Source organism: Variovorax sp. SPNA7 (genome assembly GCF_033807855.1).
GTDB classification, from domain to species: Bacteria; Pseudomonadota; Gammaproteobacteria; order Burkholderiales; family Burkholderiaceae_C; genus Variovorax; species Variovorax beijingensis.
The window spans coordinates 754,684-766,688 of the sequence record NZ_CP138513.1 but is presented as its reverse complement, the minus strand read 5'-3'; the positions used below and the strand labels follow the sequence as shown (position 1 = coordinate 766,688).

At 70.0% G+C, this 12,005-nt stretch carries 13 protein-coding genes; 10 read left to right on the top strand and 3 right to left on the bottom strand.

The features are described from left to right. Positions 1 to 15: 15 nt before the first annotated feature. The 3 genes from RZE77_RS03445 to RZE77_RS03435 form a co-directional block, all read right to left on the bottom strand. Positions 16 to 1,296, bottom strand: coding sequence for an FIST signal transduction protein (locus tag RZE77_RS03445; protein WP_062364448.1), 1,281 nt, complete (start codon positions 1,294 to 1,296; stop codon positions 16 to 18). Between the two features lie 49 nt (positions 1,297 to 1,345). Continuing rightward, positions 1,346 to 2,095 (bottom strand): PhaM family polyhydroxyalkanoate granule multifunctional regulatory protein, encoded by a 750-nt coding sequence (locus RZE77_RS03440; RefSeq protein ID WP_319440701.1) that lies wholly within the window; start codon positions 2,093 to 2,095, stop codon positions 1,346 to 1,348. Between the two features lie 87 nt (positions 2,096 to 2,182). Continuing rightward, complete coding sequence (locus RZE77_RS03435; protein ID WP_012745901.1) at positions 2,183 to 3,598, bottom strand: aminotransferase-like domain-containing protein; 1,416 nt, start codon at positions 3,596 to 3,598, stop codon at positions 2,183 to 2,185. Positions 3,599 to 3,702: 104 nt separating this feature from the next. Between RZE77_RS03435 and RZE77_RS03430 the strand changes: the two genes are divergently transcribed. Genes RZE77_RS03430 through RZE77_RS03385 form a run of 10 tightly spaced genes read left to right on the top strand, consistent with a single transcriptional unit; the run spans position 3,703 to position 11,748 of the window. Next, positions 3,703 to 4,302, top strand: coding sequence for a LysE family translocator (locus tag RZE77_RS03430; RefSeq protein WP_319440700.1), 600 nt, complete (start codon positions 3,703 to 3,705; stop codon positions 4,300 to 4,302). Beyond that, a complete protein-coding gene (locus RZE77_RS03425) occupies positions 4,299 to 5,255 on the top strand; it encodes a DMT family transporter (RefSeq protein ID WP_319440699.1) in 957 nt (318 codons plus the stop codon). Before RZE77_RS03430 ends, RZE77_RS03425 begins: the two co-directional genes overlap by 4 nt. 31 nt (positions 5,256 to 5,286) lie before the next feature. Beyond that, a complete protein-coding gene (locus RZE77_RS03420) occupies positions 5,287 to 6,489 on the top strand; it encodes an aminotransferase-like domain-containing protein (RefSeq protein WP_145742255.1) in 1,203 nt (400 codons plus the stop codon). 23 nt (positions 6,490 to 6,512) lie between these two features. Next, entirely contained in the window at positions 6,513 to 7,145 is a 633-nt protein-coding gene (locus tag RZE77_RS03415; protein ID WP_319440698.1) for a DJ-1/PfpI family protein, read from the top strand. A 23-nt stretch (positions 7,146 to 7,168) separates the two neighbouring features. Next, on the top strand, positions 7,169 to 7,840 hold the full coding sequence (locus RZE77_RS03410) for a LysE family translocator (RefSeq protein WP_319440697.1): 672 nt from the start codon (positions 7,169 to 7,171) through the stop codon (positions 7,838 to 7,840). A 5-nt stretch (positions 7,841 to 7,845) separates the two neighbouring features. Beyond that, positions 7,846 to 8,487 (top strand): glutathione S-transferase family protein, encoded by a 642-nt coding sequence (locus RZE77_RS03405; RefSeq protein ID WP_319440696.1) that lies wholly within the window; start codon positions 7,846 to 7,848, stop codon positions 8,485 to 8,487. A 5-nt stretch (positions 8,488 to 8,492) separates the two neighbouring features. Further along, positions 8,493 to 9,419, top strand: coding sequence for a PhzF family phenazine biosynthesis protein (locus tag RZE77_RS03400; protein WP_319440695.1), 927 nt, complete (start codon positions 8,493 to 8,495; stop codon positions 9,417 to 9,419). Between the two features lie 11 nt (positions 9,420 to 9,430). Continuing rightward, entirely contained in the window at positions 9,431 to 10,123 is a 693-nt protein-coding gene (locus tag RZE77_RS03395; protein WP_319440694.1) for a VOC family protein, read from the top strand. A 1-nt stretch (position 10,124) separates the two neighbouring features. Then, positions 10,125 to 10,757 (top strand): LysE family translocator, encoded by a 633-nt coding sequence (locus RZE77_RS03390; RefSeq protein WP_319440693.1) that lies wholly within the window; start codon positions 10,125 to 10,127, stop codon positions 10,755 to 10,757. A 13-nt stretch (positions 10,758 to 10,770) separates the two neighbouring features. Then, on the top strand, positions 10,771 to 11,748 hold the full coding sequence (locus tag RZE77_RS03385) for a threonine dehydratase (RefSeq protein WP_319440692.1): 978 nt from the start codon (positions 10,771 to 10,773) through the stop codon (positions 11,746 to 11,748). The last annotated feature ends 257 nt before the right edge of the window (positions 11,749 to 12,005 follow it).

The following is a 12,005-nucleotide window of genomic DNA, read 5'->3' as shown; positions in this document are numbered from 1 at the left end:
GCCAGAGGGCGAGGCTCAGTCCTTGCTGGTGAACACCGTCAGCACGCCGGTGTAGCCGTACAGGTGGTGGCGCGCGATCTCGCCCGCGGCAAAGAAGCCGACCAGCGGCACGTCGCCCAGCGCGTGCCGCACGATCTGCAGTTCGGCGCCCGGCGCGCCGAAGTGCGGCCCGCCGCGTCCCGAGCAGCTCACGTACACGGCGCCCGCGATGCGGCGCGCCGGATGCGGCGCCGCCTCGGCCTCCCCCGCTGCGACGGCGCGCGCGGTGGCCAGCGTCTGCTCCTCGGGCTCGAGCTCTTCGCGGATCTCGGCGCAGATGCGCATCAGGTCGGCGCGCGCGGCCTGCGCATTGCGGCGGCAGAAGGTCAGGCGCATGCCGGCCTCGGCCACATCGGCAATCGCGATGCCGCGGCGCGTGGGGTCCAGGCCGATGATGTGGCGCACCAGCACATCGGCCCCCAGGTCGCCGGTGCGGCGGATGCCGTCGCTGCCCGCATCGGCAAGGCCCACCAGGGTGGCGCGCACGGCGTCGATGGCTTCCTGCGGCCGCTCGAGCGTCACCTGCAGGTCGGCCAGCAGCACGTCGAGCGCAGGTTCGCCGTCGAGCTTGAGCAGCAGGTTGCCATCGGCCTCGGTGATCTCGCGCTCGCGCCCCGCGCCCGAGCGCAGCGGCTGGCAGCCCTGGGTGACGCGCGACACCAGCCGCACGCCCTCGCCGAACACCACGCCCGACAAGCCGCCCGAGAACACGCCGCCCGCGGCCCCATGGCCGCGGATGTTGCCGTTGCCGCCGACCGCGAACTGCAGCGCGCCGCCGCGCCCTGACGACAGCCCGCCGAACAGGTAGCCGGTGTCGGTGCGGCCCGCCATCTCGCCGATGAGTTCGGTCAGGTCGGGCGTGGCGGGGTCCGCGTGCACCAGCGCCGTGTGGGCCTCGAAGCCGCTCATTTCCGAATTGCCCAGCGGCGCCACGCCGGAAAACACGCGGTACTGGTCGCTCGGCAGCGCGCAGAGCATCAGGCTGAGGCCGGGCTCGTCGAAATATTCGGCGTTGTTGGCCGAGACGCCGATGCCGACCGTGCCGGACCAGTCGGTGACCTCGGGCAGTTCGGCGCTCAGGTGGTCGAGGATGTCCTGCGCGTCCGACGCATAGTGGTCGGTGATGTAGAGCAGCCCGAGCGTGGGCGACGCCGCGTAGTCGGGCAGCGCCATCTGCGCGCGCAACTGGGCCAGCACGAGGCCGGCTGCCATGCGCCATTGCGGGTGGGTGGCATGGCCGGAAGGAAACAGCTTCATGATGCGTGCCAACCCGTTCTCTTCAATCAAGGAATGTGTGTGTATGACGTCAGCGGCGGCCGGCCGTTCGCTTGCGCGCGGCGGCCGATGCCTTCTTTGCGGCGGCGGGCGCTGCCGCCTTCCTGGCCGCGGGTTTCGAGGCTGCGGGAGCAGCCGCCGCCGGCTTGCCCATGGCCTTGCCCACCGCATCGGCCAATGGCTGGGCCATGGCCGGCACCTTGAGCTGGGCCGCATCCTGCAGCGCCGAGCTCGCGATCTGCTGGAACTGCTCGGTCAGCGAGCCCCACCATTGCATCGGATCGATCACGCCGGCGCCGCTGCCATTGCCGTCCGAAGCGGCAGTGGCCGAAGCCGGCTTGCTGCGCGCCTTCTTTGCCGGTGCCGGGGCTTCTTCCTCGGGCTCGGCCTCCGGTTCGGCCGGCGCAGCGGCTGCAGGTGCCGCGGCAGCGGCAGGCGCCACGGCGGCCGCCTGCTTGGTGAACGCGCTGGCGATATCTTCCATCCGCACGTTCATGCCGCGCAAGGTCGAAAGTGTCATCTTTTGCACTTCGAGCGCCTGGATGGTGGCCTTGAGCGCATGGCCGTTCTGCTCGAGCCAATACTGCACCGTCTTGAGTTCCTGGATGCGCTTGTCGACCTCTTCCACGCTCAGCGTGGGGGCCACCCAGCTCGCGAGGCTCGGCAATCCGGGCACCGCACTGCCCGCCGCGCCGCCGGCGCCACCGCCGGCAAGGTTCTTCAGAAAATCGAATCCGGGGACGAATTGGCTGAAGTCGAAGGGTTGGCTGGCATTGCTCATGCGGAGGTCTCCGGTTGGGTTTTCTTGTGATGCCAGCTTACTCCAAGGCATCGCCGTTTTGGGCCCGGGCGCCCTCCCCGTTGGCCATCAGAGTTCCGCGCGCACCTTGCTGAACACCTTCCAGAACGCCGCGTCCTGCGAGGTCGCGAAATTGATCCGCATCATCGTGCTCGGCGGCCGCCGCGCATGGAACAGCGAGCCCGGCGCGAGCAGGTAGCCCTGGTCGAGCATGCGCTGGGTCAGCGCGTCGGTGTCGACGCCCGTGTCGACCCAACCGAACAGGCCCGCCGGCTCCGACGCGAAGCTGCAGCCGTGCGCCATCGCAAGCTTCACCGCACGGCCGCGCGCGCCGTCGAGCCGGATGCGTATGCGTTCGGCATGCCGCCGCAGCTGGCCCTGGTCGATGCACCACGAAAGCGCCCGCTCGAACAGCGTGGGCGTGGTGAGCGTGGCCAGGAGCTTGGTCTCGAGCAGCCGCTCCTTCAGCTCCGGCGAGGCGGCCAGGAAGCCGATGCGCCAGTTGGGCGCGAGGATCTTGGCAAAGCCGCTGACGTAGATGGTGCGCTGCAGCCCGTCGAGCGCGCTGAGCCGCGTGGCGTGCTCGGGCGCGAGGTGGCTGTAGGTGTCGTCCTCGACGATGTGGAAGTCGTGCTCGTTGGCCAGCTTGAGCACGCGGTGCGCGCTGCCGGGCGTGAGGCTGTAGCCGGTCGGGTTGTGCAGCACGCTCACGCTCACGAAGAGCTTGGGGCTGTGCAGCTGGCAGTACTGCGCCATCACCTCCAGGTCGGGCCCGTCGGCGCGGCGCGGCACCGGCAGGATGCGCATGCCCAGCGCCTCGAGCCGCGCGAATTCCAGCGCCCAGCCGGGCTCCTCGACCATCACCGGATCGCCCGCGCGCAGCAGGGTGCGGCTCACGATGTCGAGCGCATGCGTGGCGCCCACCGTGGTCACGATCTGGTCGGGCGCGGCGGGCACGTTGATGCCCACCAGCTTGTTCGACAGGCTGCGGCGCAGCGCGGCGTCGCCCGAGGGTTCGCCGTACTGGAGCGACAGCTCCTGCAGCGCGGCTGTACTGGTCATGCGGCGCACGGCCGTCGGCATGAAGGCGGAGGCCATCCAGTCGGGCGGAAACACGCCCATGCCCGGCTGCGGCTTGTCGCTGGGCCGGTGGAACATGCTGCGGATGAGCGAGCTCGCATCGGCCGGCACGCGCGAGGCCATCATCTGGACGACCATGGGCGCCGCATTGGGCGGGCGCCCCTCCTGCGCCGGCGCCGAGTCGCGCACGTAGAAGCCGCGCTGGCGGCGCGCCTCGACCAGCCCCTGCGCCAGCAGCTGGTCGTAGGCCGCCACCACCGTGTAGGGGCTCACGCCCTGCTGGCGCGCGCATTCGCGCACCGAGGGCAGACGCGCGCCGGGCGGCAGCAGCCGGGTACGGATGCGTTCTGCCAGCCGGTCGGCCAATTGCCCCGTGAGCGACTGGGTGGAGGTTCGTGTCAGCATCTGGGGCCCGGCTTCTGTGTCGAAAGAAAGACCAATACAGTTTTCGAATATGTTCGATCAACTGTATCGGAACTGTAATGGTGTGAAAGTTTAGAGTGTATGCAATGAACTGGCAAGAATTCACCGCGCTGCTGGTGCTGGCCACGGCGATGAGTTTCTCGCCCGGTCCCAACACCACGCTTTCCACTGCTCTCGCGGCCAACGGCGGCCTGCCGCGCGCCATGCGCTTCGTGGTGGCCGTGCCGGTCGGCTGGACGCTGCTGCTGGTGCTGTGCGCGGCCGGCATCGGCGCGCTGGTGGTGGCGGTGCCTTCGCTGCGCCTGGCCATCAAGGCGCTGGGTGTGGGCTACCTCTTGTGGCTGGCCTACAAGCTGAGCGGCAGCGGCACGCTCGGCCGCGCCGACGGCGCCAGCCTGAACATCGGCTTCGGCCAGGGCGTGATGCTGCAGTTCGTCAACATCAAGGCCTGGCTGCTCGCGCTCACGCTGGTGGCCGGCTGGATCGCGGGGCAGCCCGACGCGCTCGGGCGCTTCGCCATCGTCGCGCCGGTGATGCTGGTCTACGCCTTCATCAGCAACTTCACCTACGCATTGGCCGGCGCGCTGCTGCGCGAATGGCTCTCCAAAGGCAAGCGCCTGCTGTGGTTCAACCGCGCGATGGGGCTGGTGCTGGTGCTCACGGCCTGGTGGATGCTGGGCGTATGAGCAGCCGCCTCAACATCAAGGATGAAACGCTGGGCATGTGGCTTGGCGTGATCGGGGTGGCGCTGTTCGCCATCACCTTGCCGATGACGCGGCTGGCCACCGGCACGCAGGGCGCGCCGCAGCTGTCGCCCTGGTTCGTCACGCTCGGGCGCGCCGCGCTCGCGGGCATTCTCTCGATGGTCTTCCTGCTGGCCACACGCTCGCCGCGGCCCGCTGCGCATCAGTGGAAGCCCCTTGGCATGGCGGTGCTCGGCAACGTGATCGGCTATCCGCTGCTGCTGGGCTACGCCTTGCGCGTGGTCACGGCCAGCCACGCGGCGGTGGTGACGGCGCTGCTGCCGCTCGTGACCGCGGCGGTCGCGGCCTGGGTGCTGCACCAGCGCGCGCGGCTCGGCTTCTGGCTCTGCGCCATCGCGGGCAGCGTGCTGGTGGTGCTGTTCTCGGTGCTGCGCGCGAGCCAGGGCGGCCATGGCTTCGGCTTCGAATGGGCCGACCTGCTGCTGGTCGGCGCGGTGGTCGCGGCTTCGTTCGGCTACATCTACGGCGCGCAGGTCACGCCGTCGCTCGGCGCCGAGCGCGTGATCTGCTGGGTCTGCGTGATGGCGCTGCCCGTGACGCTGCCCGCCACGCTGGCCCTGTGGCCCGCGGAGCCCATCGCCACCTCGGCCTGGCTGGGCTTCGTCTACGTGGGCGTGTTCTCGATGTGGATCGGCTTCTTTGCCTGGTACCGCGGCCTGGCCCTGGGCGGTGCGCTGCGCGTGAGCCAGACGCAGCTGCTGCAGCCCTTTCTCTCCATCCTTGCATCCATTCCGCTGCTGGGCGAACCGCTCGACGTGGTCACGCTGGGCTTTGCCATTGCCGTGGTCTGCACGGTGGTGCTCGGCAAGCGCCTTTCGCAGCCGCAGCCCGCTCCTGCCGTTTCGGCGCGTGCCGCGCATGCCGAACAATCCTGAATCCCACCTCACCCGCCTGAAAGAAGAACCCATGAACTGGAAACTCGCCGCCCGCGCCGCCAAGATGAATCCGTCGGTGCTGCGTGAAATCCTCAAGGTCACCGAGCGCCCCGGCATCATCAGCCTGGCCGGCGGCCTGCCCTCGCCCAAGACCTTCCCGATCCAGGCCTTTGCCGACGCCTGCGCCGAGGTGCTGCACAACGACGGCCAGGCGGCGCTGCAATACGCCGCGAGCGAAGGCTATGCGCCGCTGCGCCAGGCCGTGGCCGACATGCTGCCGTGGAACGTCGATCCCGCGCAGGTGCTCATCACCACCGGCTCGCAGCAGGGCCTGGACCTGGTCGCCAAGGTGCTCATCGATCCGGGCAGCAAGGTGCTGGTCGAGACGCCCACCTACCTGGGCGCGCTGCAGGCCTTCGGCCCGATGGAGCCGAACCCGGTGAGCGTGGCGAGCGACGACGAGGGCGTGATCGTCGAAGACCTGGTGGCCAAGGCGAAGGATGGGCGCTTCATCTACCTGCTGCCCAATTTCCAGAACCCCACCGGCCGCACCATGACCGAGGCGCGCCGCGCGGCGGTGTCGGCCGCCGCGGCCGCCGCCGGCCTGCCGATCGTCGAGGACAACCCCTACGGCGAACTCTGGTTCGACGAAGCCCCGCCGCTGCCGCTGACCGCGCGCAACCCCGAAGGCTGTATCTACCTGGGTTCGTTCTCGAAGGTGCTGGCACCGGGCCTGCGCCTGGGCTTCCTGGTGGCGCCGAAAGCCATCTTCCCGAAGCTGCTGCAGGCCAAGCAGGCGGTCGACCTGCACACGCCGATCTTCACGCAGCGCATGGTCTCGGCCGTGATGAAGGACAACTTCCTCGAGCGCCACGTGCCCACCATCCGCGCGCTCTACAAGCGCCAGCGAGACGCGATGATGGCTGCGCTCACGCGCGAGATGGCCGGGCTGGACGTGAAGTTCAACGCGCCCAAGGGCGGCATGTTCCTGTGGGCGCGCCTGCCCGAGGGCATCGACACCGTCGCGCTCTTGCCCAAGGCGGTGGAGCGCAACGTGGCCTTCGTGCCCGGCGCGCCCTTCTATGCGGACCAGGGCGATCCGCGCACGCTGCGGCTGTCGTTCGTGACGGCCAGCGTCGAGGAGATCGACACCGCGATCGCCGCGCTGGCCCTGACGCTGCGCGAAGAGCTGGCGCTGCTGGGCGAGCGCAGGCTCGCGCCCGAACCCGTCTGAGCCGCAACACGAGGCAGACCACGATGCACATCGCCATCCTGACTTTCGACGGCTTCAACGAACTCGACTCGCTGATCGCGCTCGGCGTGCTCAACCGCATCAAGAGGCCGGGCTGGCGCGTGACGCTGGCCGCGCCCAGCGCCACGGTCACCTCGATGAACGGCGTCACCGTGCATGCGAGCTCCACGCTCGAGGCGGCCGCCGAAGCCGGCGCGGTGCTCGTCGGCAGCGGCATCCGCACGCGCGAGATCGCGGCCGACCCGGCCATCATGGGCGCGCTGCGCCGCCTCGATGCGAAGCGGCAGCTGATCGGCGCGCAGTGCTCGGGCACGCTGCTGCTCGCCAAGCTAGGCCTCTTGGGCGCGGTGCCGGCCTGCACCGACCTCACGACCAAGCCCTGGGTGCAGGAAGCCGGCATCGAGGTGCTCAACCAGCCCTTCTTCGCCAAGGGCAATGTGGCGACGGCCGGCGGCTGCCTGTCGGCGCCCTACCTCGCGGCCTGGCTCATCGCGCGCAGCGAGGGCATCGAGGCCGCGCAGAGCGCGCTGCACTACGTGGCACCGGTGGGCGAGAAGGAAGACTACGTGGCGCGCGCGCTGCGCAACATCGAGCCTTACCTTCCGCCGGTTCCAGCAGCCACGGCCGCAGCGGCCTGAAGGAAGCATCGCAAAGACACACCATGATCAGCCTCGCCACGCTCGCGCTCTTCCTGCTGGCCGTTCTCGCGCTGTTCCTGTCGCCGGGGCCGAACATGGCCTTCGTGCTTTCGCACGGCGTGGCCCACGGTCCGCGCGGCGGCTTCGCGGCGGCGCTGGGCATCTCCTCGGCCGACCTGGTGCACACGCTCTTTGCCGCCACCGGCGTCACGGCGCTGGTCGCGGCCTGGCCGCCCTCGTTCGACCTGCTGCGCTACGCGGGTGCGCTGTACCTGCTGTGGCTTGCGGTGCAGGCCCTTCGCAGCAGCGGCGGCCTCCCCACGGGCGCGCGTGCGCAGCCATCCGCCTTCGCGCGCATCGTGCGCATGGCCTTCCTGAACAACCTCGTCAACCCGAAGGCGCTGCTGTTCTTCATGGTGTTCCTGCCGCAGTTCGTCGACCCGGCGCGCGGCAGCGTGCCCTTGCAACTGGTGCAGCTCGGCGTCATGCTGTCGGCAGCCGCGCTCGCGTTCAACACGCTGCTCGGCGCATGCAGCGGGCAGGTCGGCCGCTGGCTGCAGCGCCGTCCGGGGGCTGAAAAGTTCCAGCGCGGCCTGTTGGCCCTGGTGATGGTCGGCCTGGCGATCCGCCTGCTGCTGCTCGACCGTCCCGCCGTGCCATCCGCCCTGTCCGCCACACCTGTCCAAGGAAGCTGAACACCATGCTCAATATCTGGGGCCGCATCAGTTCGATCAACGTGCGCAAGGTTGTCTGGTGCGCGCAGGAACTCGGGCTCGACTTTCAACGCACCGAGGCCGGCGGCCGGTTCGGCATGGTGCAAACGCCCGAGTACCTGGCGCTCAATCCGAACGCGATGGTGCCCACCATCGACGACGGCGAAGGCAGCGATCGCGTCACGCTCTGGGAATCGAACGTGATCGTGCGCTATCTCTGCGCCAAGCATTCGCACGGCAAGTTCTACCCGAGCGAGCTGCCCGCGCGCTTCGATGCCGAACGCTGGATGGACTGGCAGCAGACCACGCTCAACCGCGCGAGCCGCAACGCCTTCGTGCAATGGGTGCGCACGCTGCCGGCCGAGCGCGATCCCGCACTGATCGCGGCCTCGGTCCATGCGAGCGAGGCGCTGTTCGCCATGCTCGACGCGCACCTGGCCCGGCAGCCCTTCATGGCCGGCGAGCGCTTCACCATGGCCGACATTCCCATCGGCTGCGAGGCGCACCGCTGGTTCGGCCTGCCGCCGGCCGAATACCAGCGCCCCAGCTGGCCGAACCTCGAACGCTGGTACGGCGAACTGATCTCCCGGCCGGGCACGCGCGGCGTGCTCGATCTCCCGCTCGAATGAAAAGCATGAAACCCCGCCCGTTCAAACAAGTCGACGTCTTCACCGCCACGCCCTACCTCGGCAATCCGCTCGCCGTGGTGCTCGACGGCAGCGGGCTGGGCGACGCCGAGATGCAGCGCTTCGCGCAGTGGACCAACCTGTCGGAAACCACCTTCCTGCTGCCACCGACCGAGCCCACGGCCGACTACCGCGTGCGCATCTTCACGCCCGGCGGCGAACTGCCCTTTGCCGGCCATCCCACCATCGGCAGCTGCCACGCCTGGCTGCAGGCCGGCGGCAGGCCCAAGGCGGCGGGCCGGATCGTGCAGCAGTGCGCGGCCGGCCTGGTGCCGCTGCGCCATGAAGGCGAGCGCCTGGCTTTCTCGGCCCCGCCGCTCAAGCGCAGCGCGCCGAGCCCCACGCTGCTGGCCAAGGTGGCGGGCGCGCTGGGCCTGAAGGCGCAGCAGATCGTCGCGGCCCAGGTGCTCGACAACGGGCCGGTGTGGTTCGGCCTGCTGCTCAGCGATGCGGACACCGTGCTCCGGCTGGTGCCCGACCACCGCATGCTCAAGGAGCTGGGCGTGAAGGCTGGCGTGGCGGGTGTGCCGGCCGAGCAAGGCTCGTCGATGCTGATCGGCCGCTCGAACCGCGAGGCGCGCGCCTTCGGCGGCAAGTCCGTTGCAATCGAAGAAGGCGACGGCCCCAAGATCGACCTCGAGGTGCGCGCCTTTGCCGCGCCCATCGGCGTGGAAGAAGACCCGGTCACCGGCAGCCTCAACGCCAGCCTCGCCGAGTGGCTGATTGCCGACGGCCACATGCCCGCGCGCTACGTGGCTGCGCAGGGCCAGTGCCTTGGCCGTTCCGGGCGCGTGTACATCGAGCGCGACGCCGACGGCAAGGTGTGGGTCGGCGGCGACGCCGTGACCTGCATCGACGGCCAGGTCACGCTCTGAGGCCGGCCGCCATGCACGCGCAACTCGACCACCTGGTGATCGCCGCCGCCTCGCTGGCCGAGGGTGTGGCGTGGTGCGAGGCCACGCTGGGCGTCACGCCCGGTCCCGGCGGCTCGCATCCGCTGATGGGCACGCACAACCGGCTGCTGAACATCGCGGCCGAGGCGTTTCCGCAGGCCTACCTGGAAATCATCGCGATCGAGCCCGGCAAGCGGCCATCGCGTCCCGGCACGCGCCGCTGGTTCGACCTCGACGACCCCGTGCTGCAGGCCGGGCTCGCGCGGCGCGGACCGCGGCTGGTGCACTTCGTCGCGCGCGTGCCCGACGCCCACGCCGCGCTGCAGGCGCTGGCGCGCGAGGAGCATGCGCACATCGACCGCGGCCAGTTGCTCGAAGCCTCGCGCGACACGCCCGCCGGCCGGCTCGAATGGCAGATCACCGTGCGCGACGACGGCCAGCGCCTGTTCTACGGCGCGCTGCCCACGCTGATCCAGTGGGGGCCGGTGCATCCCACCGACGCCATGCCGGGCTCGGGGCTTGCGATGCGCTCGCTGCAGGCCACGCATCCGCGCGCGGCCGACCTCTCTGCGGCGCTGTCGGCCATCGGCATGGCCGGCATGGCGGTGCAGCCCGGCGCGCCCAATCTGGTGGCCGTGCTCGACACGCCCCGCGGCCCCGTCACACTTCAATCCGAAGGAATTTGACATGCTGAGCTTGACCGAAATCGCCTGGTTCGCACTCGCCTCGCTGCTGCTGGCGCTCACGCCGGGGCCGAACATGATCTATTGCGTGTCGCGCACGCTCATCCAGGGCCGGCGCGCCGGACTGGTCTCGCTCGGCGGCGTGATGATGGCCTTTCTCGCCCACCTGTTCGCGGCCGCGCTCGGCCTCACCGCGCTGCTGCTGGCGGTGCCGCTCGCGTTCGACGCCATTCGGCTTGCCGGCGCCGCCTATCTGCTGTGGCTCGCGTGGCAGGCCGTCAAACCCGGCGGGAATGCGCCCTTCGAGCCGCGCGCGCTGCCGGCCGATCCGCCGGGCAAGCTGTTTCGCATGGGCTTTCTCACCAACCTGCTGAACCCGAAGGTCGCGATGTTCTACCTCTCGTTCTTTCCGCAGTTCATCCATCCCGAGCGCGGTTCGGTGCTGCTGCAGAGCATGCAGCTGGGCATGGCGCAGATGGCGAGCAGCGCCGCGGTCAACACCGCGGTGATCCTCGGCGCCGCGAGCATCACGGCCGTGCTCTCGCAAAGCGCCGGCTGGCTGCGCGCGCAGCGCTACATCATGGGCAGCGTACTGGCGGCACTGGCGGTGCGCGTGGCACTGACGGAACGCAAGTAAAAAAGGAGTGCGCGTGAGATTCACCCGCGAAGAAATCGAATCCGCGCAGCGCACCGTCGGCGCCGCCATGCCGCCCACGCCGCAATATGCATGGCCGCTGCTCGCGCAGCGCCTGGGCTGCACGGTGTGGGCCAAGCACGAGAACCACACGCCGGCGGGCGCCTTCAAGATCCGCGGCGGGCTGACTTACTTCGAAACGCTGGCACGCGAGCAACCCGGCGTGCGCCATGCGATCAGCGCCACGCGCGGCAACCACGGCCAGTCGGTGGGCTTCGCGGCGCGGCGCCACGGGCTCGCAGCCACCATCGTGGTGCCGCATGGCAACTCGCTCGAGAAGAACGCCGCGATGCGCGCGCTGGGCGTGCAGCTGGTCGAGCATGGCGACGACTTCCAGGCGGCCGCGGAGCATGCGGCCCTGCTCGCCGAGCAAGGCGGCATGCACCGCGTGCCCTCGTTCCACCGCGAGCTGGTGCGCGGCGTGTCGACGGCGTATGTCGAATTCTTCAGCGCGCTGAAAGATGCGCCGCCCGATGTGCTGTTCGTGCCGATCGGGCTGGGCTCCGGCTTCGCAGCCGCGGCCGCCGCGCGGGCGCACTGCGGTGTGTCGACCCGGCTCGTCGGCGTGGTGTCGGCGCATGCCACGGCCTACCGCGATTCGTTCCGCGCCGGTCGGCCCGTCGAGTCGCCCGCCGGCACGCGGCTGGCCGACGGTATGGCCTGCCGCACGCCGGTGCCCGAATCGCTCGATGTGATCCTGCGCGAAGCCGACGACGTGATCACCGTCACCGACGACGAGGTGGCCGAGGCCATGCGCATTCTCTTCAGCGACACGCACAACGTTGCCGAAGGTGCTGGCGCCGCGGCGCTGGCAGGCGCGCTCCAGCAGCAGGAGCGATGGCGCGGGAAGACGGTGGGCATCTGCGTGAGCGGCGGCAATGTCGATTCCGGCATGTTCGCCGGGGTGCTGGGGGGCGTTGGCGCCGCGGCGTAAAGACTTGGGAGGCGCAATCGGGGCGCTTCTGTTCGGGGTGCGATCACGCCGACGGGGTACCTTGCTCCGCGAATGTCCTCCGGCCTGCGGCCTCCCCCTTAATTTCGCTGCGCAAGGCACCCCATCAGCGTGATCGTTGTTCAGCGCGGTGGTTGATCGGCTGTACACCCGGAGCGTGCCCAGGTGCACAGGGCATCGGGTACTCCCCGCAGCGAAATCAAGGAGGAGGGGGCGCAGCCCCCGGGGGACATTCGCGG

What these genes read in the sequence shown, in the direction of transcription:
- RZE77_RS03430 (WP_319440700.1), top strand. Translation starts at nt 3,703, where the DNA reads ATGAACTGGCAAGAATTCACCGCGCTGCTGGTGCTGGCCACGGCGATG.
- RZE77_RS03395 (WP_319440694.1), top strand. Translation starts at nt 9,431, where the DNA reads ATGCACGCGCAACTCGACCACCTGGTGATCGCCGCCGCCTCGCTGGCC.
- RZE77_RS03400 (WP_319440695.1), top strand. Translation starts at nt 8,493, where the DNA reads ATGAAACCCCGCCCGTTCAAACAAGTCGACGTCTTCACCGCCACGCCC.
- RZE77_RS03425 (WP_319440699.1), top strand. Translation starts at nt 4,299, where the DNA reads ATGAGCAGCCGCCTCAACATCAAGGATGAAACGCTGGGCATGTGGCTT.
- RZE77_RS03415 (WP_319440698.1), top strand. Translation starts at nt 6,513, where the DNA reads ATGCACATCGCCATCCTGACTTTCGACGGCTTCAACGAACTCGACTCG.
- RZE77_RS03420 (WP_145742255.1), top strand. Translation starts at nt 5,287, where the DNA reads ATGAACTGGAAACTCGCCGCCCGCGCCGCCAAGATGAATCCGTCGGTG.
- RZE77_RS03405 (WP_319440696.1), top strand. Translation starts at nt 7,846, where the DNA reads ATGCTCAATATCTGGGGCCGCATCAGTTCGATCAACGTGCGCAAGGTT.
- RZE77_RS03390 (WP_319440693.1), top strand. Translation starts at nt 10,125, where the DNA reads ATGCTGAGCTTGACCGAAATCGCCTGGTTCGCACTCGCCTCGCTGCTG.
- RZE77_RS03440 (WP_319440701.1), bottom strand. Translation starts at nt 2,095, where the DNA reads ATGAGCAATGCCAGCCAACCCTTCGACTTCAGCCAATTCGTCCCCGGA.
- RZE77_RS03435 (WP_012745901.1), bottom strand. Translation starts at nt 3,598, where the DNA reads ATGCTGACACGAACCTCCACCCAGTCGCTCACGGGGCAATTGGCCGAC.
- RZE77_RS03445 (WP_062364448.1), bottom strand. Translation starts at nt 1,296, where the DNA reads ATGAAGCTGTTTCCTTCCGGCCATGCCACCCACCCGCAATGGCGCATG.
- RZE77_RS03410 (WP_319440697.1), top strand. Translation starts at nt 7,169, where the DNA reads ATGATCAGCCTCGCCACGCTCGCGCTCTTCCTGCTGGCCGTTCTCGCG.